This window comes from Micromonospora echinofusca (assembly GCF_900091445.1).
GTDB classification, from domain to species: domain Bacteria; phylum Actinomycetota; class Actinomycetes; order Mycobacteriales; family Micromonosporaceae; genus Micromonospora; species Micromonospora echinofusca.
Window position 1 is genome coordinate 1,832,678 of sequence record NZ_LT607733.1, and the last position, 22,828, is coordinate 1,855,505.

General features: G+C 70.9%; 20 protein-coding genes, 2 tRNA genes and 1 pseudogene. 18 read left to right on the forward strand and 5 right to left on the reverse strand.

Annotated elements, in window-relative coordinates:
• Positions 1 to 187: 187 nt before the first annotated feature.
• Positions 188 to 970 carry a fibronectin type III domain-containing protein gene (locus tag GA0070610_RS08395; protein WP_231926172.1) on the reverse strand — a complete coding sequence of 261 codons (783 nt, stop codon included), beginning with the start codon at positions 968 to 970 and terminating at the stop codon, positions 188 to 190.
• Between GA0070610_RS08395 and GA0070610_RS30860 the strand changes: the two genes are divergently transcribed.
• Positions 948 to 2,297, forward strand: a complete 1,350-nt coding sequence (locus tag GA0070610_RS30860) for a hypothetical protein (RefSeq protein ID WP_172896327.1) — start codon at positions 948 to 950, stop codon at positions 2,295 to 2,297. The genes GA0070610_RS08395 and GA0070610_RS30860 overlap by 23 nt on opposite strands.
• Before the next feature lie 745 nt (positions 2,298 to 3,042).
• Here the strand turns inward: GA0070610_RS30860 and GA0070610_RS32065 are convergent.
• Positions 3,043 to 3,481 (reverse strand): annotated as a pseudogene (locus tag GA0070610_RS32065) (tetratricopeptide repeat protein); the annotation flags it as partial.
• A 221-nt stretch (positions 3,482 to 3,702) separates the two neighbouring features.
• Here GA0070610_RS32065 and GA0070610_RS08405 point away from each other — a divergent pair.
• The 5 genes from GA0070610_RS08405 (at position 3,703) to GA0070610_RS08425 (ending at position 8,909) form a co-directional block, all read left to right on the forward strand.
• Positions 3,703 to 3,789: transfer RNA gene (locus tag GA0070610_RS08405), tRNA-Leu, on the forward strand.
• A gap of 253 nt (positions 3,790 to 4,042) precedes the next feature.
• Entirely contained in the window at positions 4,043 to 5,266 is a 1,224-nt protein-coding gene (locus GA0070610_RS08410; RefSeq protein WP_088999503.1) for a tyrosine-type recombinase/integrase, read from the forward strand.
• 149 nt (positions 5,267 to 5,415) lie between these two features.
• Positions 5,416 to 6,084: a hypothetical protein gene (locus GA0070610_RS08415; RefSeq protein WP_157747064.1), complete on the forward strand. Its 669-nt coding sequence runs from the start codon at positions 5,416 to 5,418 to the stop codon at positions 6,082 to 6,084.
• A 549-nt stretch (positions 6,085 to 6,633) separates the two neighbouring features.
• The gene (locus GA0070610_RS08420) at positions 6,634 to 7,701 is read left to right on the forward strand and encodes a helix-turn-helix domain-containing protein (RefSeq protein ID WP_231925979.1); all 1,068 of its coding nucleotides are present in this window, start codon (positions 6,634 to 6,636) and stop codon (positions 7,699 to 7,701) included.
• Between the two features lie 32 nt (positions 7,702 to 7,733).
• A complete protein-coding gene (locus GA0070610_RS08425; protein ID WP_157747065.1) occupies positions 7,734 to 8,909 on the forward strand; it encodes a hypothetical protein in 1,176 nt (391 codons plus the stop codon).
• On the opposite strand, the gene GA0070610_RS08430 is transcribed toward GA0070610_RS08425, so the two are convergent.
• Both GA0070610_RS08430 and GA0070610_RS31920 read right to left on the reverse strand, forming a co-directional pair.
• Positions 8,878 to 9,399, reverse strand: coding sequence for a hypothetical protein (locus tag GA0070610_RS08430; RefSeq protein ID WP_157747066.1), 522 nt, complete (start codon positions 9,397 to 9,399; stop codon positions 8,878 to 8,880). The genes GA0070610_RS08425 and GA0070610_RS08430 overlap by 32 nt on opposite strands.
• 423 nt (positions 9,400 to 9,822) lie before the next feature.
• On the reverse strand, positions 9,823 to 10,017 hold the full coding sequence (locus GA0070610_RS31920; protein WP_157747067.1) for a helix-turn-helix domain-containing protein: 195 nt from the start codon (positions 10,015 to 10,017) through the stop codon (positions 9,823 to 9,825).
• 175 nt (positions 10,018 to 10,192) lie between these two features.
• On the opposite strand from GA0070610_RS31920, the gene GA0070610_RS08440 reads away from it, so the two are divergent.
• The 10 genes from GA0070610_RS08440 to GA0070610_RS08485 all read left to right on the forward strand — a co-directional run bounded on the left by GA0070610_RS08440 (position 10,193) and on the right by GA0070610_RS08485 (position 18,837).
• Positions 10,193 to 10,264, forward strand: a tRNA-Gly gene (locus GA0070610_RS08440).
• Positions 10,265 to 10,300: 36 nt separating this feature from the next.
• Entirely contained in the window at positions 10,301 to 11,644 is a 1,344-nt protein-coding gene (locus GA0070610_RS08445) for a putative antirestriction adenine methyltransferase (protein WP_088999508.1), read from the forward strand.
• On the forward strand, positions 11,641 to 12,120 hold the full coding sequence (locus GA0070610_RS08450; RefSeq protein ID WP_088999509.1) for a hypothetical protein: 480 nt from the start codon (positions 11,641 to 11,643) through the stop codon (positions 12,118 to 12,120). The genes GA0070610_RS08445 and GA0070610_RS08450 overlap by 4 nt, the downstream gene beginning before the upstream one ends.
• A complete protein-coding gene (locus tag GA0070610_RS08455) occupies positions 12,117 to 13,037 on the forward strand; it encodes a ParB N-terminal domain-containing protein (RefSeq protein WP_197697804.1) in 921 nt (306 codons plus the stop codon). Before GA0070610_RS08450 ends, GA0070610_RS08455 begins: the two co-directional genes overlap by 4 nt.
• A gap of 91 nt (positions 13,038 to 13,128) precedes the next feature.
• Positions 13,129 to 13,410, forward strand: coding sequence for an Acb2/Tad1 domain-containing protein (locus GA0070610_RS08460; protein WP_088999510.1), 282 nt, complete (start codon positions 13,129 to 13,131; stop codon positions 13,408 to 13,410).
• A gap of 68 nt (positions 13,411 to 13,478) precedes the next feature.
• The gene (locus tag GA0070610_RS08465; protein ID WP_088999511.1) at positions 13,479 to 14,099 is read left to right on the forward strand and encodes a hypothetical protein; all 621 of its coding nucleotides are present in this window, start codon (positions 13,479 to 13,481) and stop codon (positions 14,097 to 14,099) included.
• A 126-nt stretch (positions 14,100 to 14,225) separates the two neighbouring features.
• The gene (locus tag GA0070610_RS08470) at positions 14,226 to 14,585 is read left to right on the forward strand and encodes a hypothetical protein (protein ID WP_088999512.1); all 360 of its coding nucleotides are present in this window, start codon (positions 14,226 to 14,228) and stop codon (positions 14,583 to 14,585) included.
• A gap of 3 nt (positions 14,586 to 14,588) precedes the next feature.
• Positions 14,589 to 15,983, forward strand: coding sequence for a terminase large subunit domain-containing protein (locus GA0070610_RS08475; RefSeq protein WP_088999513.1), 1,395 nt, complete (start codon positions 14,589 to 14,591; stop codon positions 15,981 to 15,983).
• An 86-nt stretch (positions 15,984 to 16,069) separates the two neighbouring features.
• Complete coding sequence (locus GA0070610_RS08480) at positions 16,070 to 17,665, forward strand: ParB/RepB/Spo0J family partition protein (RefSeq protein ID WP_172896454.1); 1,596 nt, start codon at positions 16,070 to 16,072, stop codon at positions 17,663 to 17,665.
• The gene (locus tag GA0070610_RS08485) at positions 17,662 to 18,837 is read left to right on the forward strand and encodes a recombinase family protein (protein WP_088999515.1); all 1,176 of its coding nucleotides are present in this window, start codon (positions 17,662 to 17,664) and stop codon (positions 18,835 to 18,837) included. Before GA0070610_RS08480 ends, GA0070610_RS08485 begins: the two co-directional genes overlap by 4 nt.
• Positions 18,838 to 19,563: 726 nt before the next feature.
• On the opposite strand, the gene GA0070610_RS08490 is transcribed toward GA0070610_RS08485, so the two are convergent.
• The gene (locus GA0070610_RS08490) at positions 19,564 to 19,923 is read right to left on the reverse strand and encodes a hypothetical protein (RefSeq protein WP_157747068.1); all 360 of its coding nucleotides are present in this window, start codon (positions 19,921 to 19,923) and stop codon (positions 19,564 to 19,566) included.
• Positions 19,924 to 19,981: 58 nt separating this feature from the next.
• Here GA0070610_RS08490 and GA0070610_RS08495 point away from each other — a divergent pair, with 58 nt between their 5' ends.
• Both GA0070610_RS08495 and GA0070610_RS31065 read left to right on the forward strand, forming a co-directional pair.
• Positions 19,982 to 20,887, forward strand: coding sequence for a hypothetical protein (locus GA0070610_RS08495; protein ID WP_088999517.1), 906 nt, complete (start codon positions 19,982 to 19,984; stop codon positions 20,885 to 20,887).
• A gap of 639 nt (positions 20,888 to 21,526) precedes the next feature.
• Positions 21,527 to 22,630, forward strand: a complete 1,104-nt coding sequence (locus tag GA0070610_RS31065) for a hypothetical protein (RefSeq protein WP_197697805.1) — start codon at positions 21,527 to 21,529, stop codon at positions 22,628 to 22,630.
• The last annotated feature ends 198 nt before the right edge of the window (positions 22,631 to 22,828 follow it).

The following is a 22,828-nucleotide window of genomic DNA, read 5'->3' on the forward strand; positions in this document are numbered from 1 at the left end:
CGGCGTGCCCGGCGTCGTCGATGGTGGCCACTACCGGCTGCCTCCCGTGTCGTCCCTGGCAGGTGGCACGCCATGTCCGGCGACCCTCCCCTGAGCCGGCTGCCATCATATGGCCCGGTCGGGGGCGGGGGAACCCGCACCGTCCCCCTGTGGACACCCAGCGTGTGCGCCACGCCGCGACGACGGGTCAGCTCGACGGCGTGTCGCCCTCCCGTTCCGTGCAGACCTGCCCCGACGTGGCGAACGAGTCCGTCGAGTAGACCGCCAGCACCGTGAAGCAGTAGTCCACCCGCGAGTTCAGCCCGTTGACCGTGTAGCTGGTCCGGCCCGGGTCCACCGTGGCCATCACGCCCAGCGCCTGCCCGACGCGGCCGCCGGCCACCATGAACGGCACCCCGCCACCCGCCGGGTCCGTCCACTTGAGGGTGACCGTCGTCGAGTCGTCCGTCAGCGTCAGCCCGCCCGGCGGCGGGCCGGCGGCCGACGTCGCGGCAGCCGCGGGCGTCGCGGGACCCCCCGGTGGCGCCGCGTCGCGGTTGAGCACCAGGACGCCCACGCCGACGAGCGCCACCACGGCCAGGACCGCCACGACCACCGCGACGACGATCGCCGTGCGGTTGCGGCCGCCCTCCTCGGGCTCCGGCATCATCGGGTACGCGGGCGGCGGCGGGAAGGCCGGCGCCTGCTGCTGCGCGGGGTGCTCGGCCGTCGGCCGGGCCCGTACGGGCTGCGCCTTCATCGGGAACGTCTCGTCGATGTCGAGGTACGCCGGCGGCAGGTCGTCGACCCGCTCCCGCTCCGGCTCCGCCTGCTCCACCTCGTCGCGCTGCCGTTGCGACTCGGCCCGTTCCAGTTCTTCCTCGACGTCCGGCTGCTCGGTGTCGGTGTCGGTCGTCGGGCCCGTCAGCGCCTGCGGGGGAGCCGTGCTGCTCCACGGCGGCGCGGACATGCTCCACGGCGGCGCGCTCACCGGCGACTGCACCCCGGGCGGGGCGCTCACCGGAGGTTGGACGCCGGGCGGTGCGCTGACCGGTGGCATCACCGGCGGCGGGGGTGGGATCGGCGGCAGCGGGGGCACCGGCGGCGTACTGACGCCCCGCGGCGGCGCGCTGACCGGCGGGCTGCTCGTGGGCTGCGCGGGCGGTGCGCTGATGGGCGGGCCGCTCGTGGGGTGGGCGGGTGGTGCGCTGACCGGTGGGCTGCTCGTCTGGGGCGCGGGCGGTGCACTGACCGGGGGCGTCGGCGGTGCGCTGACCGGCGACGCGCTGACCGGTGGTGCGCTGACGGGCGGTGCGCCGATCGGCGCGGCGTGTGCCGCCGGTGGGGCGCCGGACGGTGACGCCTCGGGCGACCGGGCGGGGCTGACCGGAGCGTCCCGTTCGGCGGGAGTGCTGGCGGCGCGAGCGATCTCCTCGGCGAGCAGCGGCTCGATCTGCTTGACCTGGATGGTCGGCTTGGCCCACCCGGGTGCCGGCCCCGCCGGGCGCCCCGGTGCCTCCGGCGGCGCCGCTGCCTCCGACGTCGGGAGCACCGCCTGCGACGTAGCGGCGGCCGCCTCGGGCGCGGCGGATGCGCGCGGGGCCTCGACGGTGGGTCGTACTGGCGCCGATGACTGGACGTCGGCTGCGGCAGGCTCGGGAGTGGGCGCGTCGGCGGCGGAGGAGGCGACGCTGGTCGTACCGGTGGTGGAGGGTGGTTCGGCTGCGGGCGCCGTTGTCTTCCCGGCCGGCGTGGTGCCCGAGCGGAGTGCAGCCTCGGACGCGGCGGCCCCGGCCGACGGGCCGGCGGCCGGGGGCGTCGCGTCGGCGGTCGGGGCTGCCTCGTCGGCGGCCCGGTGCCGCGGCGCGACGGCGGGTGTGGTCGCGGGTACGGCAGCCCTCGCCTGCGCCGGCGGCTCTGCGGCGGCCAGAGGAGGAGCGGGCGGCCTCGGCGCGGGCGGCACGATCTGGGTGGGCGGCACGGTTGGGGCGGGCGGCTGCGGTGCGGCGACGACGGGAGCGGCGAACGCGTGGCGCGGGGGCGGCGGAGCGGACGGGGCCGCGGGCGGCGTCACGGCAGGCGGGGACGACACCGGGGCCGCTGTCGCCGGCGGCGCCGGCCTCGGAGCCGGAACGACCGAGGCCACCCCGGCCGCCGCCGGCGGGGCGGGACGCGTCGGCGACGGCGTAGCGGGACCCGGGGTCGCCGACGGTTGGGACGGCCCGGAGGAAGGCGCCCAGGGAGACTGCGGCGACGCCGGGGCGGGGCGTTGCGCCGGGACGACCGGGGGCGGTGGCACGGGCGCCGGCGGCACCTGAGGGGCGGCCGTGGGCGCCGGCGGCACGACCGGGGGCGGCGGGATGGGCACCGCCGGGGCGTACGGCGGCTGCGCCGGAGCGGCCGCCGAGGGCGGCACGGCCGGCGGCGCGGGTACGGCGGCGCGGGCCGATCCTGGCGGCGCGGGCACGACCGGCGGCGGCGGGATGGTCGGCGGCGGTGGGATCCGCTGCGGCGGTGCGGCGTACGGGGTGGCCTGTCCCCGCCCTGGGACATGCGGTGCCTGCGGCGGGGCCGGCACGTGGGGCGGCATCGGCGGGGCCCACGCCTGCCGGGGTGGAACGGGCACCACCGGCGGAGGCGGCACGTGGGCGCCCTGCGGCGGGGGCGGGACCTGTGCGCCTTGCGGCGGGGGCGGAACCTGGGCGGCCTGCGGTGGGCCCGGGTACGGCTGCGGTGGTGCGGGCGGCACCTGTGGCGCGTGGCCGGCCGGGCGGGGTGGCTGCGGTGACACCGCAGGGTGCGGCGTCGGGGCGACGGGGGCGGCCCGTCCCACGCCGCGTACGCCCGGAACGGGTGGCGGCGGGATCGGCGGAGTGTGCGGGGGCGCCGGGGGCGCCGGCGGGCCGCTCGCGACGTGCGGTGTCGGGCGCGCGGCCGACGGCGGCTGCGGGGGGCCGGCTGCGGCGGGCTCGTGCGGCCGCCAGGTGGTGGAGAGCACCGCCAGCGACATCGTCGGCTCGGAGAGCGCCGACATGTTTTGTTGAGCGACCGGCGGCGCGGGCTGAGGGGCGGGAGCGGCGTCGCCGAGGTACTGCCGGGCCGTGCGTACCGCCGGGTGGTCGACGCCGAGCACCGCGGGCCCCAGGGTGGCGACGCGGGTGTAGTTGCGGCGGGCCTCGTGCCGGTTGCCCAGCTCGTCCGCCACCGCGGCCAGCTCGAAGGAGAGCGCCAGCATCAGCGGGTCGGACGGCGGCCAGAGCCGCTCGCCTGCGGCGAACGCCTCCTCCAGCACGCGCCGGGCGGCACCCTGGTCGTCCGCCTCCCGGTGCAGGCGGGCCAGCAGGTGCGCGGTGCTCAGCACATCCGGGTGGTCCTTGCCGTACGGCGGTCGGGCGGAGCCGACGGCGTCGTTGAGCAGTCGACGGGCGGAATGGAGATCGCCCGCGGCGCGCAGGGCGAGGGCCCGGTGCTGCACGGCGGCCAGGGGAGAGGGATGGGACACGTGGCCATGCTGCCGCGTGAGGCCCGTCGGACGCTACCCAGCCCCTCCGGTTTGCCACGGTTCGCCCGGGGCGAGACGCCTTCCGACCTGCGTCGGTCCAACCGCCGGAAGCCGATGTGCATGATCCACCTCGGGCGTGTACAGTAACTCCCCGTGCGGCCCACCAGGGCGGCCGACGGGTGGAAGATCGCCTCGGTCGACACGGTAGGCTGGACGAGCAGGTCCGGGTGGCGGAATGGCAGACGCGCTAGCTTGAGGTGCTAGTGCCCGTATAGGGCGTGGGGGTTCAAGTCCCCCCTCGGACACCAAACAAAGAACTCACGTAGATGGCCGTTGACCTGGCATAACTCAGGTCAGCGGCCTTGATCGTTTCTAGGGCGCTCACCGCCGTGGGATCACCGTGGGATCACGGGCCCGGGCCAGCGTCGTCGAGCACAGCCGGCGGCGCGATCTTGCCCGGCCCGATCCAGACGGCTACGGTCTCACTGCTGCGCATATAGGCGCGGCTGGCGGCAGAGCCCGCGAAGCCGGGTCGAGGCCGCCTGTTCACGTGGAGGAACAGTGGCGCAGATCGAGAAGAGGACCACGAAGGACGGCAAGACGACCCGCTGGCGGGTGAAGTGGCGTGCCGGCGGCCGCCGCGACGGCGAGTGGGACGGCGAGACGTTCGACTACCAGGCCGACGCGAAGCGCTTCAAGGCGCTCGTCGACGCCGCCGGCAACCACCGGCCCACGCCGGACCAGCTCGCCCAGCACGGCTTCACCGCGCTGCTGCCGGCCGGCGCCGCGCCGACGTCGGCACCGGACCCCGCCGAGGAGAAGCTGACGTTCCGCGCGTACGCCGAGGACTGGCTGGCCACCCTCGTCAAGCCGCACCCGGAGACGGTGCGGAAGTACCGGGAGCGCCTGGAGAAGCACGTCTTCCCCCGGCTCGGCGACCGGCCGATAGCCGAGATCACCCGGCGCGAGATGCGCGAGTGGCAGCAGGGCCTGCGCGACGCCGGCCTCTCGGCGAAGACGATCGCCAACATCAGGGGCGAGTCCGTCGTGCCGATCTTCAAGGCGGCGTGCCGGCCCGGCGAGGACGAAGAGCCGGCCGTGCGGACGTACAACCCGATGGACGGCCTGGCGCTACCCGAGGGCCCGCGCGCCGAGCGGGACATCCTGGAGAGCCCCGACGAGGCCCGTACGTTCCTCCAGGCGGCGTACGAGGTCGACCCGGAGGCGGCCGACCTGCTGCTGTGCAAGCTGGCGACCGGGCTGCGCTGGGGCGAGGTGAGCGCCCTGCCGCCCCGGGCGGTCCACGTCGCCCGAGGCACCGTGTCGATCGTGCAGGTCCTGCGGAAGGTCAACCGGCGGTGGGTCGTCGAGGCCAAGCCGAAGACGAAGCAGGGCTACCGGGAGGTGCCGCTGCCGGCGTCGGTCATGCGGATGGTCGCCGAGCGGGTGGCGCAGCCGGGCCGGGAGTTCGTGTTCATCGCGCCGCGCGGCAACCACTGGCGGTACGAGGACTTCTACACGGACCGGTGGGTGAAGATCCGCGACCTGGCCCGCGAGAAGGGCCTGCCGAGGAAGATGACGATGCACGGGCTGCGGCACTCGCTGCTGACCCTGCTGGCCACCGAGGGCGTCGACCTGGCGGCGCTGCGGACGATGGCCGGGCACGCCAGCGTCACCACGACGATGAACGTCTACGTGCACGCAACCCGGCGGCACCACGAGCCGGTCCGACAGATCGTCGGGGACTTCCTCGGCATCGACGAACTGGCGGCCGCCGGGCGGTAACGCGGCCCCCGCGAGCGGAGCGGCGGCGAGCCAGTGGGGTTGGCTTGCCGCCCGATCGTCCTATAGGTCAGCCGCTGCCAGTTCGCGCTGATTCCCGCTGGCGGCGGCATCGCATACCCGATCTGCAGTCTTGGCGGCATCATGGGAGGATGGATCATCATGAGCTGCGCCGCCAGGTGCTACGTCGGCTGCGTTACGGGCTCAACGTTGTGGCTCTTGAACATGATCTGGTACCACCCGAAGGTCCCTTCGACGTTGCCCTGACGAATGGGCTCGCCGCGATAGTGGCGAGCGACCGTCCCGGCTTGGAGCGCGAACCGAACGGCAGGATGCTGCCCGCCAGCGCCCTGCTCAAGGTTCTCGAGGGTGCGGGCACGGCTCTCGACTACGAGGCCTTACGCGAGGCACTCAAGATCACTCAGCCGATGCGTCACGGCCGAGCAGACGACGAGTTCCTCGTGCCAGTTCGTCGGCACCTCACTGCCCTCGTGGCCATCGACAGCCACCCAGCACTGCTTGTTCTCGAGCGTGCCAGAGCGGCCGCCAAGGTCGATGACCTGTTGGCGAGCCTGTATCAACAGGCGGCTACCGATGCATCGGGAATTCCTGGCATGTCGCCCGATGATCAGCTTTCCCAGCCGGACCTTGAGGAGTGCGACGAGTGCTGGCGCATGACGTTCCTGCCGGCGGGCTTCGATGAGTTCGGTGGCACCAACTCGCAGGGACGGTGCTTTGCCTGCGGCTACGAGCGGGATGCGGAGACGGCATGGCGAGATGCCCGCGAAGCCGAGTGGGCACGGGTCATGAGCAAGGACTGACTGAGGCTGTCTAGGTAACCTGCACCGCGGGTCACTGGCAGCTATCACTTGTCCTTGATGGTCGTCCGAGTGCGAGGCGTGATGCCGGAGCCGACCACCGCGGTGGCCTACGCCACGATCGCCGGACGGCTCGCCTGCGTCATCATCGCCAAAGCCACCGCACCGCTGGCTGCCGCCGCAGTCCTTCAACCGCGACGGCTACGACGTGCTGCTGTGTGTCGTCGCGTCCGGGTGCTTCCTGGCCGCAGGCGGCATGCTGGCCAAGCGGGGGAGTAGGACCCGCACCGCCGGTAGCCCAGCGGGGCAGGCCTGACCTGTTGAAGTAGCGGACCGGTCGAGCCGAAGTAATAGCCCTGCTCGCCCGGCCCGCGTCGGATGCCCCGTTGCCCCCGACGGCGGTCTGATTAGGACCACCTGGCACCCGGCCGGGCGCACAGTGCGCGGAGCGGGAATATTCTTGGCGTGTTTTTTGAGGGTGAAGCTTGCGGTGGGGATTCGGGGTGGCTACTGTGGTCGATGGCGCGAGTCGGCGAGACGGAGGTGAGCTGGATGACCGAGACGCTGGTCGCAGATCCGGGGATGCTCATCCAGGCGCGGGAGTCTCGTGGACTGCGCCAGAACGAGGTAGCCCTGGCCATGTCGAAGCATCTTGGGGCGACGGTCTCGCAGGCGTACGTCAGCAAGGCCGAAGCTGGACGGGTGAGCGTCTCCGGCGAACGCCTAGAGGCGTTCTCCGCCGCGCTGGGGTATCCGGTCGCCGTACTCTGCGACGCTCCCGACGCGGAGGGCGTTGGCATCGGCCTGATTCACCACCGGAAGCGGGCATCTCTGGGTGCCCCGGCTCTGCGGCGCATCCACAACCAGCTGAAGTTCGGGCGGCGTCAGGTTGCGCCACTTCTTGCCGCAGCGGGAGATCATCCGCACCGCTTCCATCGACACGAGCTCGCTGAGGACGAGTCTCCCGAGGAGATCGCGCAGCTGGTGCGCCGCGAGTGGAGCTTGGGTGACGGTCCGATACCCGACATGGTCGCCGTCCTGGAGAGGGCTGGCGCTGTCGTCCTACTTCGGGACCTTGACACCCGGGAACTGGACGCGGTCAGCGCATGGCCCAGCGAGGGCAACCCGATGTTCCTCTTGAACGTCGCGGCACCCACCGATCGCGCTCGTTTCAGCCTCGCTCACGAGCTGGGACATGTGATCATGCACCACGTTCCAGGTGGCACGGTGGTTCAGGAAAAGCAGGCCGACATGTTCGCCAGTGAGTTCCTGATGCCGGCCAGAAGTATCCGCGAACAATTGCGCCAAGGCGTCGATGTCAGCCGCCTCACGCAGCTGAAATCCGTGTGGGGAACCTCTATGGCGGCGCTGGCCCGACGGGCGCTCGATGTGAACGCCTTGAGCGACTGGCAGTACCGCAACCTCATGGTCGAGATGTCGATGTTGGGCTACAAAACGCACGAGCCGGTTTCTCTGAAGCCAGAGCGCGCATCGAAGATCTATGGTGTCTTGCAGGCCCTGATGGGGGACCGAGGCACCACAGTGGAGGAGTTGGCGGCTATGGCCGGACTGTTCCCCGACGAGTTCCACCAGTTGTACCTGGCAACGCCGTCACACTGACGCCTTTCGGGCGCCGCCGTAAGAGGTGAGAGATGACGCATGACCCTGTGCCGCCGTCGCCACGACGACCGGCTTGGGACGCCACAGCCGAACTGACCACGGCTGCGGAGCAGGCTACGAAGGACCGCATCTTCCTGTTGACCCGGCCGAGGGGCACTTGGGCTGTACCCAAATACCTCGACCCGACCATCACCGGGTTCGCCCTGTGCGGCCCTGAGGGTGAGCAGCGCATCGGCGAACTCTCCGGACGTCGCCGCCTGCCGGTGGTGGCCGACCTCGCTCACTACGAGAAGAGCGCGGCGAGTCCTGAGACGCCGATGCTGTTCCCGGAGACCCTGTTCGGTCGCGACGGCTTCTTCGATGACATGCGGGCACGGGCGAACTCGGCGATCTTCACGCCCACCGCATACGTCGAGGCCGGTGAACCGGCCGCTCTCAAGGCCGTCCGTGCCGCGGCTCAGGACGTAGCCCGCACCGACGTGGTCGTCGTGGTGCCGCTGGATGTGACCTGGCTGCGGGACAACAAGATCGATCAGCTCATCGCGATCCTCAAGGCGATCCCTCACCCGATCGCGCTCGTCCTCGGCGGTCAGTACAACCCGACCGACTCATACGCCGACATCATGAGGAACCTGCGGCGCGTCTACCAGGAGGTTGGCCGGGTCGGACCGTGGCGGACCGACCCGGTGACCGCTTTGGATGCGATGGCGCAGGGCGGCATGTTCGCCGGCATCGGGTCCTCGGGAAGCCTGCGGCACCTCGTGCCCCCGGGTCAGCCCACGAAGATCACGAAGCGATTCAAGCCGTCAGTCTTCATCCCGGAGCTGCTGCACTTCTTCCGGGCCGACACCCTGACCGAACGGTGGGCGAACGCGGACCCGCTGTCCTGCTGGTGCACGGTCTGCGCAGGACGAGGGCTCGACCGATTCGACAGCTATGACACCGCGGTTGACACCGAGGCGCGAGCTCACAACGCCGCCTCGTGGTCCGCGCTCTGGGCACAGATGCGAGCCCTGCCGACCGGCATCGAGCGGCAACGGTGGCTGGCCGAGCGAATCCGGCTCGCGCACCTAGCCTACGAGGCGGAGAACGAGCGTATCCAGCAGGCGAACGCCTTCAAGCCCTCCAAGACCTTGCAGCGCCTCGCGAAGTTGGCGGAAGGAGCTCCCTCAAGTGTCATCGAAGGCGCTGGTACACCTGCTCCGTGAAGAGCCATCCGGCGGCGGTGAACCGCCGCTGGACGAAGGGAGCCGGCGGCACCAGCACCTCCGCCCGCTCGGAGGGCCCGACCATGACCCCGACGCCGAACCGACGCGACTCATGGACCATGGTGTCGACGTCCGACGGCGTGCGCCGGAGCCACATCATCCGGGCGGTGAACGGGGCGAATCTGCCAGCACGTTCCAAGCCGGCCCGCCAGCGCGTTGCCGGCACGACTGCCAGATCGATTCGGGCCGGACGGACAGCCAGCCGCTCAGCGGCTCCTGCGGCAATCCGAACGGTTCCTCTGGGCAGCTGGCGCAGCGTGCGTTGATCACGGTGAGACAGCGAGGAGACCGGTACAGGCCATCCGACCGGGAGTGACATCAGCAGCTCAAGGTGATCCGAGGACAGCAGCACCCCGAGGCCGTCACGCTGCCGACGATCATGCTCTGCCTCATTGACGCGATGAGCGATGAAAACGTCACGACCGAACATCTGAAGGAGAGACCAGCTCCGATCGGCTGGGACCAAGTCGGCGACGCGACGCGATGCCATCTGGACCGTGTCCGTGCACATGTCCTGCAGCGCGCCACTCACATGATCACCCGTCTGCGTCCGCCTGGTTGAAGCGTGCCACGCACCTTGTCCCGCACTGGGCAGATGTCATGATCACGAGTATTTCTACCACCGATGTGGCGCTGGAGCTACCTCGTCGGACGAGGTGGACGCACGTCCCCGCCCGACCTGCACGATAGCTGGCCTGTGTTCGGAACAGGCTGAGCCCGAGGCGTTCAATCTCGAAACCCCACCAGTCAGCCGGCCAATCTGAGCCAGGTGATGCGGGGCCCCGGGTGGGGGTGGGCGAATTGAGCTGGCCGAGGGAAGTCGGATGTCCTAGGACGGTCTAGAGAGCGTGCCTCAGCTGCGCCGGCCTGCACGGGCTGCAAGCGCTGGCATCCGCTGGTACGCCGAAGCTAGGTCCTCGTCAGTGAAGCGGACGAGGCGACCGAGTCGGTGGCAGGAGATGCGGCCCTTGGACACCCAGCGCCGGAGGGTGGTCTCCGCGATGCGCAGCTTCGCTGCGGCCTCGGCATAGGTGTAGTCCCTAGCCACCTCGTCCTCCTCCTGTCCTCCGGCGATTTATGCAGGGTCACTGTAGAGCACTGCGGCCGGATAGGTCTACGGTGGCCTACGCCTGGCCACGGCATGATCGGAGCATCGCTCGCCTCTCTCGCCGATCGCCTGGTATGCGGCTACCATCTCACTGCGCGTGCTTGCCACGCGCGATGCGCTGGAAGTGCTGTTGGTGGCACGCCGCCCTACCAGGGTGGAGGCCCAGGTTCGAGACCTGGCCGGCGCTCGACGCCCGGCCACAGGGGAAGGTGGTGAGAGGCGCGTGTTCCACGGCAGCATCCCGGCCGACCTGCGCTCGATCATCTACGAGCACGCCGAGTCCTGGCCGGACACCGACCTCTACGTCGGCTGCTCGGGCAACTTCACGATCGAGCGGACGCTGCACAGCCGCCCCGGCGAGCGCCGCACCATCCACAGCAACGACGTCCAGGCGTACTCGAGCGCCCTCGGCTGGTGGCTCGCCGGCCGGGACCTGGACTACCGGCTCAAGGACGAGCACCGCGACGAGCTGGCCTGGCTGGAGCCGTACCTCACGACGTCGACGGACACCCTCGCGTCGCTGATGCTCGGCACCCGGTTCCTCCAGTACGTCGGCCGGCAGGGCGTCTACTACGAGCGGATGGTCCGGGCGACCGTCGGCCAGTTCCCGACGATGCACGCCAAGACCGTCGCCAAGCTCAACGCGCTGACCCTGCGCCTCGGCTCCTACTACTGCGGCGACGTGCGGGAATACCTGCGCGACGTGGTGCCCGCCGAGGCACCGGTGGCGATGTTCCCGCCGTTCTACGCGGGTGACTACGAGCAGCAGTTCGCCGGCATCGACGAGTTCTTCGACTGGCCGGCGCCGACGTACGACATGCTCGACGAGGACGGCAAGGAAGAGATCATCGGCGCGGTCCTCGACCGGCCCCACTGGATCCTCGGCCTGCACATCGCCCGCGACGAGCTGCGCCCCTGGCTACGCGGCGTCGTCCAGACCTCCAACCGCGGCATGCCGATCTACGTGTACGCGTCGTCCGGCGCGCGGCGCGTCGTTGCGCCCGCCCAGCAGGTCGCCCCGATCCTCATGCCGAAGATCGGGCCCGCCGAGGACCTCGGCGACCGCATGGCCATCCACGTGCTCAACGGCGGCCAGTTCGCCGCCGTCCGGTCGCAGTTCATGAGCAAGACGATCCTGCCCGGGTCGCCACTGCTCGCCTGCGGCGTCAGCGTCGACGGCAAGCTGGTCGGCGCGTTCGCCTACCTGCCGCCGAAGTTCGACCCGTCCTGCGCCTACCTGATGTCGGACTTCCCCGTGTCCTGGACCCGGCACCGGCGGCTGGCGAAGCTGATCGTCATGGCGGCCGCCAGCCGCGAGGCCCAACTGCTGCTCCAGCGGTCCCTGTCGAAGCGGCTCACGTCTTGGTCGACCACGGCGTTCACCGACCGGCCGAACTCGGCGAAGTACGGCCGGGGCATCCCCGGCGTCAAGCTGCAGAAGCGCAGCGAGCCGGCCGCCGACGGCATCCACCGCTACCAGCTCCAGTACGGCGGCCCGCTGGGCGACTGGACGCTGGCCGAGGCGCTGGCGGAGTGGAAGCGCCGCCACGGAAAGGACATGCGATGAGCGAGAGCGACGAGCACCGCGGCGACGAGCCGCCGGCCGCCGAGCCGACCGGCTGCCCGAAGACCATGTGGGACGGGCCCTACAGCTACCCGTGCGGCATGGGCGCGAGAGTGGGCGTCTGCGCGACGCACGGCCGGTTCCGGCACGACACCCCGCCGGCACCGGCCGACCCCGACCGGCCCTGCCCCCACGACGACCTGCACCTCGACGCCGACGTGCAGCGGCTCACCGCCTCCGACGACGACCCCACCGTGGTCGCGTACATCGTGGAGCTCCAGATCCACTGCAAGGCCGAGGGCTGCGGCGAGCGGTTCCGCTGGACCGGCGTGCCCGCCGGCATGATGCCGAACCGGCCCGCCTGCTCGGCCGACGAGTTCACGCTGCACGCCCCGATCCGGCCGGCGACCGCCGACCCGGACTTCGGCCTCGGCATCCCCGGGTTCGCCATCCGGTACGGCGCCGGAGGCAGCCGGTGAGCGACGTCGACGACCTGCCCCTGGACCCGCGGATGATGACCGTCCGGCCGCAGGACCTGACGCTGCTGGAGGTCAACGCGCGCTACATGCGCAAGGAGCAGTACGACCGCCTGGTGGCGAACATCAGGCGCGACGGCTGCCTCACCAGCGTGCCGCTCGTCTGGCACGACGTCGACGGCGACCGAAAGGTGGTGCTGTCCGGCAACCACCGCGTCCAGGCGTCGATCGACGCCGGCCTGGCCGAGATCACCGTGATGGTCGTGCAGCAGAAGCTGTCGCGCGCCCGACAGGTCGCGCTCCAGCTCTCGCACAACGCGATCGCCGGCGAGGACGACCCGGCCACGTTGAAACAGCTGTACGAGGAGCTGGACGACGTGGACTGGCGGGCCTACTCGGGCCTGGACGACAAGCAGCTCGACCTGCTCGCGCAGGTCGACCTGGAGGGCCTGTCCGAGGCGAACCTGGACTTCGCCACCGTGCAGCTCGTGTTCCTGCCCCACGAGCTGGACGCCGCCCGCGCCTCGTTCGACGAGGCCCGCAAGCTCGTCCAGGCCGACGCCCGCTGGCTCGCCGGATACGGCGACTACGAAGCCACCCTGGACGCGCTCGCGACCGCCCACGGCGCCCACAACGTCGGCAACGTCGCCACCGCCCTCGGCCTCATCCTCGCCGTGTTCGAGCGGCACCTCGGCGAGCTGCGCGACGGCGTGTGGTTCGACCCGGAGTCCGGCGAGCACATCGGCAACGCGAACCGCCTCGTGCCGATCGAGACGGTGATGGAGACGCGCTCGATGCCCGCCGACGCCGCCGCCGTCCTGGCCCGCGCCGTCGACCAGCTCGTCCGCAAGGGCGAGGTGCCCGCCGACCAGCGGTGGCGCGCCCTGGAATACCTGGCCGCCGACTACCTCGCCGGCTGACCCACCGACCCGCGACCGGCCAGCAGCCCGCCGGCCGGCGCATCACCGATCCGGCCGCAGTCCGGCACCGCGGCCCCACCGAAGGAGCGACATGACCGGGAATACCAGCGACGTGTACGCCGGCCTCGACGAGCGGCAGGCCGCCGAACTCGACCGCCGCTGCGACCACCACCCGCCCCGCAACCTGGAGCAGGCCGAGCGCCACCAGGCGTGGCGCAGCGCGGTAAAGGCGTTGATGGCCGAAGCGATGCGGACCCTGCCCGCCGGCCGGGAGACGTCCCTCGCCCTGACCGCCCTCGACGACGCCCTCATGTACGGCAACGCGGCGATCGCCCGCCCTCCGATGCCGCGCGGACGCACCGCCGGCCACTGAGACAGGGCGGCCCGGCCTGACTTCCCCGCCGGCCGGGCCGCCCGCACCACCAGCACGAGGAGGTGACCATGAGCGAACCGGAGATCCTGCCCTGGGACCGGCAGCACAGCGAGCCCGAGAGGGCGTACGGCTACTTCGTGCTGTACCGCGACCTGGGCCGCACCCGCACCGTTGCCAAGGTCGCCACCGAGGTCAACAAGAGCCGGGATTACCTCCACAAGCTGGCCACCCGCTGGAAGTGGGTGCAGCGGGCGCAGTCGTGGGACCGCGAAGAGGACCGGCTGTACGTCGAGGGCCTGGCCGAGCAGCGGCGCGACATGGCGCGGCGGCACGCCCGGATCGCGTCGGCGCTGCAGGGGAAGATCGTCACCCGGTTGCAGAACCTCGACGCGTCGAAGCTCAGCCCCGGCGACATCGCCCGGTGGCTGGAGGTCGCGACCCGCGTCGAGCGCCTCGCCCTGGGCCTGCCCGACTCGACCACCGCCCACACCGGCCCGGACGGCGGCCCGATCCGCGCCGAGGTCGAGCAGATGACCGAGCAGCAGCGCGCCGACTTCTTCCGGGCGCTGATGGCCGAGGCGGCGAACCGCGCCGGCCAGGCCGCACCGAACAGCGACCCGGACCCGGCCGGGGACGGCGACGACGAGGACGACGAGGAGGGGGCCGGTGAGCCGGCGGCGGAAGCCTGACGCGGAGGCGTGGATCGTGCTTGAGGTACGTGCGCCCCGCTGGGCGGTGTGGTCCGTCGGCATTGGCGTGGTGCTGCTGGCCGCCGCCAACGCGGCCGCCGTGGTGGTGCTCCTGGCGGTCGGCAGGTGAGTCGAGGCCTGCGTTCGGCGCGGCTGCTCGCCGGGCACCGTGCGCCGGCCGCCGTCGCGCCACCGCAGGAGTGCGGGCCGCTCGACGTGCGGCCCCGCCGGCGGCACGTCGGCCGAGCCCGCGTCGGCCCGACCCTGGCGCAGCGGCGCGCGTTGCGGCGCCGCGCCTGGGTGTGGCGGCTGCTGCTGCTGAGCTGGCTGCTGCTGACCGCGCTGGTGCTGTGGGTCGCCGTGCGGTGGATCGGCCCGGCCGGGGCCGGCTGCCCGCTGGTGATGGGGGCGGTCCTGCTCGCCCTCGCCTGGTGCGCGTCTGTGGACCTGTGGGAGCAGGAGCGCGAGATGCGGAACGGACGCTGACCGATGCTGCTGGCGTACCCGGACCCGGCGCTGATGACCGACGCCGAGCTGGCCGCGTACCTGCGCGAGGTGTCGGAGGTGCAGGGCCTCGTCCGGTACGACTGGCGGCGGCATGCCCGGCCCGAGCAGATGGAGCCGGCGTTCTACCGGATCTGGATGCTGCTGGCCGGCCGTGGCTTCGGCAAGACCCGCACCGGCGCCGAGACGGTGCGCAGCTGGGCGTCGGCGAAGCCGGGCGGGCACTACGCGGTGATCGCCAAGACGCACCGCGAGGTCTACAACGTCTGCTTCACCGCCCGGCGGGCCGGCCTGCTGGCCGTGGTCCCGCCGAAGGAGGTGAAGACGTTCAACAAGAGCGAGCCGTACCTGGAGCTCAAGAACGGCGCGATCATCCGCGGGTTCGGCGCGCAGGACCCGGACGTGCTGCGCGGCTACGACTTCGACGGCTGCTGGCTCGACGAGTACGCGGCCTGGCCGTTGCAGACCGCGCAGGGCGTGTTCGACATGCTGTGGTTCTGCATGCGTGAGGCGGCGTCGCCGCGCATGGTCATCAGCACGACCCCGAAGCCGCTGCCGCACGTGAAGAAGCTGCTGATCCGGGCGAAGAAGCAGAGGCTGCGCAGCCGGCGGCCCCGGGTGGTCATCACCCGCGGCAAGACGCTCGACAACGCGGCGAACCTCAGCCCGGAGGCGCTTGAGGAGCTGCTGGAGCAGTACGGCGGCACCCGGCTGGGCCGGCAGGAGCTGGACGCCGAGCTGCTGACCGACGTCGAGGGCGCGCTGTGGAAGAGCGCGTGGATCGAGGCCGGTCGGGTCGAGAAGGACGACGTGCCGACCCTGGTGCGGACCGTCGTCAGCGTCGACCCGGCGGACACCGTGTCAGAGACGAGCGACGAGACGGGCATCGTCGCGGTCGGGCGGGGCGAGGACGGCGAGCACTACGTGCTGGCCGACCGGAGCATGAAGATCGCCGGCATGGCCGCCGCCCGGCGGATCTGGCAGTGCTACCTGGACGTCGACGCGGACGTGGTGATCTACGAGGGCTCGTCGGCGTGGCTGCGGGACATCCTGGTCGACGCCTGGGGGGCCATGCAGAAGGAGGGCCTGCTGCCGGGCGGTGACCCGCCGCTGGACGTCGTGCAGGCCCGGGTGTCGAAGCGGGTGCGGGCGGAGCCGGTCGCGGCCCGGTACGAGGTGGACCCGCCGCGCGTGCATCACGTCGGCGCGTTCCCGGCGCTGGAGGACCAGATGACGACCTGGACGCCGGAGTCGGGGGACTCCCCGGACCGGCTCGACGCCCTGGTCCACGGGGTGACGTACCTCCGGTCGAAGGAAACGCGCCGGGCCATGGTGGCGTCGCCGCTGAGGCGCAAAACCGCAGGTCAGGGCAGTTCCTGATTGGACGGTAGATGATCTTGACTGATACAATGTCTATGTACGACACGAGTCGTACGCCTGTTCACGTGGAGTGGGAAGGACCAGGCATGGCGCCAGCCATCAAGGTGCGGAGCCCGAAGAAGAAGGCCCCGTACCTCGCCCAGATCGACCCGCGCGACCTGCTTGCGCACCCGAAGAACCTGCGGACCCAGCTCGGCGACCTGACCGAGCTGCGCGCCTCCATCGCCGCCTACGGCGTGTGGCAGGCGCTAACCGTCATCCCCGAGGACGACGGCTACCGCGTCGTCGCCGGCCACCGCCGGGCCGCCGCCGCGAAGGAGGCCCTGAAAGCCGGCGAGTGGCCCGAGGGCCTGTCGCCGACCGTGCCCTGCCTCGTCCGGCCGGACCTGGTGGGCCTGGCCCCCGAGCAGATCGTGGCCATGCTCGTCGAGAACGACCAGCGTGTCGACCTCACCGAGTCGGAGCGGGCCGCCGGGTACGCGCAGCTGGAGCTGTTTGGCCTCGACGTCGCCGAGATCGCCCGGCGGACCGGCCGGCCGACGCAGCACGTCCAGTCCGCCCTCAAGCTGACGAAGCTCGGGGCTGCCGCCACCGCGGCGGCCGACGCCGGACGCCTGAGCCTGGAGGACGTCGCCGAACTCGCCGAGTTCGAGGACGACCCGAAGACGATGGAGAAGATCCTCAAGGACGTCGGGAGCAGCTGGGGGATCAAGCACAAGGTCCAGGAGGAGCGCCGCAAGCGGCAGGTCAAGGAGGCCGTCGCGGCGGTCACCGCCGAGCTGGAAGCGGCCGGCGTGAAGATCGTGAAGCGGCCGAAGGAGTGGCCGTACAACTGCCAGATGGCGCGCGTCGACCAGCTGGAGACGGCCGACGGCGAGAAGATCGACCCGGAGGCCGTGAAGACGCTCGACGGGTACGCCGCGGTCATCGAGGAGCGGTGGGACTCGGCCGGCTCGTTCGTCGTGTGCCTCGACCCGGAGGCGCACGGCTACAAGCGGACCGGGCACAGCTACTACAAGAGCCCGGCGGAGATCGCCGCAAAGGAAGCGGCCGACAAGGCCAAAGAGGACCTGCGGGCCCGCCTCAAGGAGTCGGCGGCGGTGCGGCGCCGGTTCCTCGTCGAGAAGTACGGCAGCGCCAAGGGCGCGAAGACGCTGCTGGTCGACGCGATGCGCTTCGCCGTGGTGTGGCCCGACTTCCTCCAGTACCGCGTCGACGGCGAGCTGATCAAGGAGCTGGCCGGCGGCGTCCTGACCGACGGGCTGACCGCCGGGCAGGACCGGCTCAACCGGCTGCTCGTCGCCCGGCTGATCGGCGCGCAGGAGCACAACGTCGAGCAGGTCGCCGACGGCCGGTGGGTCGCGCACAAGGACCTGATCGTGCTGTGGCTGAACCGGTTGGAGGAGGACGGCTACGAGCTGTCCGAGGCCGAGGCGGACATGCGCGCGGCGCTCATCGCTGCGGAGGAGGAGCGGAAGCGCGCCGAGGCCGAGGAGGAAGCGGAGGAACTGGCGTACGAGGCGGAGCTGGCCGCCGAGGAAGCCGACGGCGACGAGGGCGACGGCGACCAGGAGGTCGTCGACGTGCAACTGCCGGAGGAGGACGTCGACCCGGGCCCGTGCGCCGAGGCCGACCTGGCGCCGAACGACGCCGAGCAGCCCGAGAACCAGGGAGACGAGTGAACCCGACGCTGACGCGTCGGACCGCTGAGGGGGCGCGCACCTGGTTTGACCAGGTGCGCGCCGCCGGCGAATCCGACCAGCCCGTGCCGGACGGCACGGCGGCCGCCATGTGGCGGCGGATGACGCCCGAGGTGAGAGCGATGACCACCGCGGTGGTCGAGGACCTGCTGGGGAGACTGACGATGGACGACGAGCCGCTGCGCGGCACCTGCCCCGCCTGCCAGGCGGGGATCGGCGAAACGCACGCCGACGACTGCGAGGTGGCTGAGTGCCTGGTGCGCGGCGTGAAGCGCATGTACTGCCGGGCGCTGGCGGACACTGGCGGCCACGACTGCGGCGCGTCGACGTGGACCGGCGACTGGCCGGGCCACCGGGAAGCCCGCGAGTTCGGCTGGCACGTCCGCTGGGACGCCGAAGCCCAACGGTGGGAGCGGTGCTCCCCGGACGTGGAGGGCTCGGGCCCGGACCTGAACCGGCTGTACGAGCACGCGCGGTGGGACCCCTCGGTCCGCCGCTGGCGGCGGTGCCGAGCGGTGCTGTTCGCCCGGGCCGTGCGCGGCGGCCGGGCCACGGTCGAGGAGCTGACCAAGGTCGCCGACCGCTGGTGCGCCGAGCAGGGCTACGAGGTGGTCGGCTCGCACATCGGCACCCGCGGCTGGCGGGAAGCCGTCGCCGACGTCGACGAGGGCTCGGCGGACCTGGTGGTCGTGCCGTCGGTGGACCGGCTCGGATTCGGCAAGCAGGTGTTCGAGCGCATCGCGGCGGTGCGCGCGGCGGGTGGCGATATCGCCGGTCCCGGCGTGCGGATCGACCGCGAGGGGTCGGGTAGTCGCCTCGTCGACGAGCGAGAAGTGAGGAAGTTTCACGATGGAGCGAGGGAAGCGGGTCATCCTGGCGTGCCCGCCGACGAACATCAACGACCTGCTGGCGGGCATGGGCGTCCCCGAGTACGTGCCGACCGTCGACCACAGCCTGACGCAGTGCGTGGACTGTGGCACGGACATGTGGATCGGCTCGAACCAGCAGGCGGTAGCCGGACGGGCGCCGGGCGCGACGCTGCTGCTGTGCATGACCTGCGCGGTGGTGGAGACGAATCGGCGCGGGATGCCGGCGGCGGTCGGGCACCTCGGGGGCGGCCGAGGAAGGCCACGGTTGCCAGGCTAGTCCGCTGAGCGGACCAGCGACGCGAGCTAGTCCGCTCAGCGGACCAGGCGGCCCCCGCACCGACGACGGTGCGGGGGCCGCTCTGCATCAGCGGCGGATCTGCCGGGTCACCTGGTCCATCGCCAGGTACGCGACCAGGCCCAAGCCCACCGCGCTGCCGATCTCGTCCGGAGTGAAGTACCCGCCGACGCTGATACCGGCAGCGATTGCGAGCTTGGTAATGATGCTGATGGGAAGAGTCCGTCCGGGCGTTGGTTCCGCCGTTGTAATTACGGTCGTAACGAACGGGACTGATTGTGGGACTGAATTTCCGACCCCATGATGCGGTTCTGTGGTGCAGGGACGTACGCTGTTCAAGCGATGAAGCCTTTCGACTGGACCCGAATCGGTTTCTCGTGCCTGACGGGCACCCGGGTGCAACCGGGTGCCCGTCGCTCGTTGCGCGTGCCGCGAGGCACGTCGCCCGGCGTGCCGAGTGGGCTCACGCGACGAGACGTTCACCTCGGCAGCACCGGACGATGAAACTGTAGATGCGCAAGGCGACATATTCCAAGCCAGGTGCGCTATCGGGCCCCGACGGGGTGCATTAGTCGACATTGAGTCGTCCCGGCAGGCCCGATAGCGCCCGCGAGGAATGCTGCCTGGCGCGATGGGGTGACGTCCAGGATTTGGCATTTTCGCCACCCGGCTGGGCGGCTATGTCACCGGTGGCGGCGCGGGGCGGGCCGCGAGTCCTACCTCGGGCAGGCGTCGCAGTCGCTGTCGATCGCCGGCGCCACCCGGACGTCGCCGCAACGGCACCGGATGACGAGGTGGCCGCCGCACCCGCACGGCCACCAGCCGCGCGCCGGCCTGGTCGCCGATCCGCCAGCGTGCAGGTGGCCGGCCCCGCAGCGGTCCGGCTCGTCGCCGACCAGCTCGCGGACCTGGCGGAACGGGAAGGCGACCACGTGCGGGTCGGCGCGGGCCCGGCCGACCAGGTGCCGCAGCTCGGCGGGGGAGTCCACGACGCGCTCGATCACGGTCACCCCAGCGGGCGAGTTCTCGGCCCGGTCCCAGCGGATCGTGATGCGCCAGCGCGTACGCCACTCCACGACCCGCACGTTACTCGCACAGATGTTCGATGATGTCGGACCTGGAGCATCCTGGCGGATGTCCAGTGAGATCAATGTGACGTACCAGGTGGCCCGCAGCCTGCCGGCCGCCCAGCAGGCCGCCTGGCGGACGCTGCTCGCCGAATTCGCTGCCGAGATCCCCGTGCCGGAGAAGGTCGAGGTCGTCATCACCGACGAGTACGACAAGGTGGCCGGCGAGTATGCGGTCCAGGAGCCCGACCGCATGACCCAGACGATGACCGCCGATCAGTACCGCGCCGAGCGGGCCGACGGGGCGCGAGCCGCTGCGAAGACCCGTGTGCTGGCTGAGGCAGGATCGTCGTGGTGGTCGACAGCTCAGGGCTGGCGCTCGGCCTGCCGCAGGTCAGGCACTGCGTTATGCACGAGGCTCAGCACGTGCGTCTCGAGCAGCACGGCGACGTCGCCAATGCGGTTCATCGCCGGGAGCTCTTCGAGCTGCCCAGTGGTCTTCACCTGGGAGTACGTGTGGTTCGCCGAGAACGCTATCGACGAGTTCCGGTGTGAGCGGACGGTGCACGAGCGTGGCTGGACCTCCCAGAGCAGCCTGAACACCGCGGTCGACTTCGGGTTCGTCGTCGACGTGTTCGAGAGGGTGCGTGCGAAGTACCGCCGAACCGGGGACCTGATGGACACCTACCACGGGGCGATGCCTGCGCTGCTGCGTATGTCGACCGTCCTCGGCTACGGAGCGGCCGGCCTCGCGACTGGCGTTATCCGACCCGCCGATTGGGTCCGCGCCCCGGCCATGGGAAGGTTCCTCGATGTGCTGGAGGTCCTCCCCGGCACCGATCGTGTCTTGCCCGGCGAGGAGGTCGCGGCGGCGACGTTGGAACTGGCGAAGCGGCTGTGTCAGCTGTTCAACGAGATGGGCTTCGACTATCGCGAGGACGAGCCGGGCGCGTTCTGGTTGACGGTGGGCTAACCGTCGGCGGTTCACTGGCCTGCAAGCGAACCGCACGAGCGCATTCTGTCTAGCCGCAGTGCTCTTGCATATGCTCATACCCGTGACGGGGCTGGTCGAGATCGCGGTGGTGTTGCTCTTCGTCGCGCGGTGACCCGGCTGATCGTCGCCGACGAGATCACCCGCTGGGCCCCGGGAAGCCATCGTGCGCTGGCTGCCCGAGGGGGTAGCCCGCTCGCGTACCTCCTGTTCTGCCGCTGGTGCCTGTCCGTGTGGATCGCGGCGCCGGCCGCCGCTAGTGGCACCTGTCTGACGTGCCCCGCTTGGTCCGGGCACTGACGATCGATGTGTCCACGGTCGCGCTGGCCTGTCGTCGGCGACCGGCCTGCTGGTGCGCGCCGAGCCGACGAGTCGCGCATACGTCGAGGTTCGAGCCGACGAACATCAACGAAGCGCCGGCCGCCCAGACGCTTCGGTGGCAATCGATGTCACGCGAGCAGCGGATGCCAGTTGAGGACGGCCGATCTTGGTTGACGAGGGGTAGGGGTGATCGATCGGTCTGCGAGATCTGCGAGCGACTCGACGAGTGATGACACGGTTTTCGAACACGAGCCTGGTGGCCGATGTCAGATGGGTGGACGTTCGGGCAATCTGGCGGGCATGTCGTTTGGTGTGGTGGTGGCCGCTGTGGCGGCTCTCGATCCGCAACCGCGTAGAGAGCGGTGGGGCAGTCTGTCTTATTGCGTCCTCGATGCGGTGTGGTCTGTCAGCACTCGTTACAACGAAGTGGTTGTCCCCCTCGTCCGCCGAGTGGCTGAAGCCAACGGCGACGGGCACCCGCTTGTTGACGCCACCACGCCGTTGCCCGGTGATCGGCTGCCCTTGCCCGTGTTGCTGGCCCGGTACCCCACCGTGGAGGCGCTGCAGGTCATCACCAATGGCCAACTCACCTCGACGAGGGGTGGTATCCGGAAGGCTGAGGCTGTGCTGCGGTACGCACGGATCCTCGTAGAACACAGCGTGCCCGACCTTGCAGCGGTCGCGAACATGATGGCCGACCGGGTGCGCTGGGACACGGTCGAGCGCGCCCTGGCGGACGTTCCGGGCGACGGCCAGGATGGCGTGCGGCGTGGTTACCTGTGGATGTTGTCCGGGTGCGATGATCTGATCAAGCCGGACCGGATGGTTCTTCGATGGCTTGCTCGGCATGGTTGCTCCGTCGCCGCGATGGAGGCTCGCGACATCCTGGCCAGGGTCGCGCAAGAGCTCACCGTACGACTACACAGGCAGGTGACACCGCGGATGGTCGACTATGCCATCTGGAAGGCCGAACGTGCCGGGGCATCGGGGGCGAGTTCCCGCCCAACGATCGTGTTCGACGTCACCGGTGTTCCGCCCATCAAGAATGAGGCGCTGTCGTTGTTCGCCGCCAACCATGGCCAGCGTGAGCGGGTTGAACGACTCCTGACCGCTGCGGTTGCCGCAGCGCGGCGTGTCGGGTGGACGAGCGTGAGCGAGGACGTCGAACTCGACGTCACCGTCCGGTCCTCAACACCACGCCCGCCGGGCGACGCGACGAACTTTCTCGGCGGAATCGCCGACGTACTACAGGGCAGGAAGGGCGCTCATCGCATAGACCTCTCCCACCTCGGCGGGTTGGCCGGGTTCGCACTGTTCGACGATGACAGTCAGATCCGGGAAGTTGCCTACCGGGTCGTGATGGACAGCGTCCCGTCGTACACCGTGCAGGTGACGCTGCAGTAGGTGGCGAAACCTCGAAACCCGTACGGTCGTGGCGAGCACATCGCGGCAGTTGCGTGCGTTTCTGATGACCGCTGTCAGCGGCTCCGACGCGAGAGGTCAGCTTAGGCGTTCACCGCGGCGGCGCTACAGCGTACAGATGCTGTAAGTCGCCGGCAGGGTGTTACACCCAGACGAAACGCTTCAGCTATCGGCCTTCGA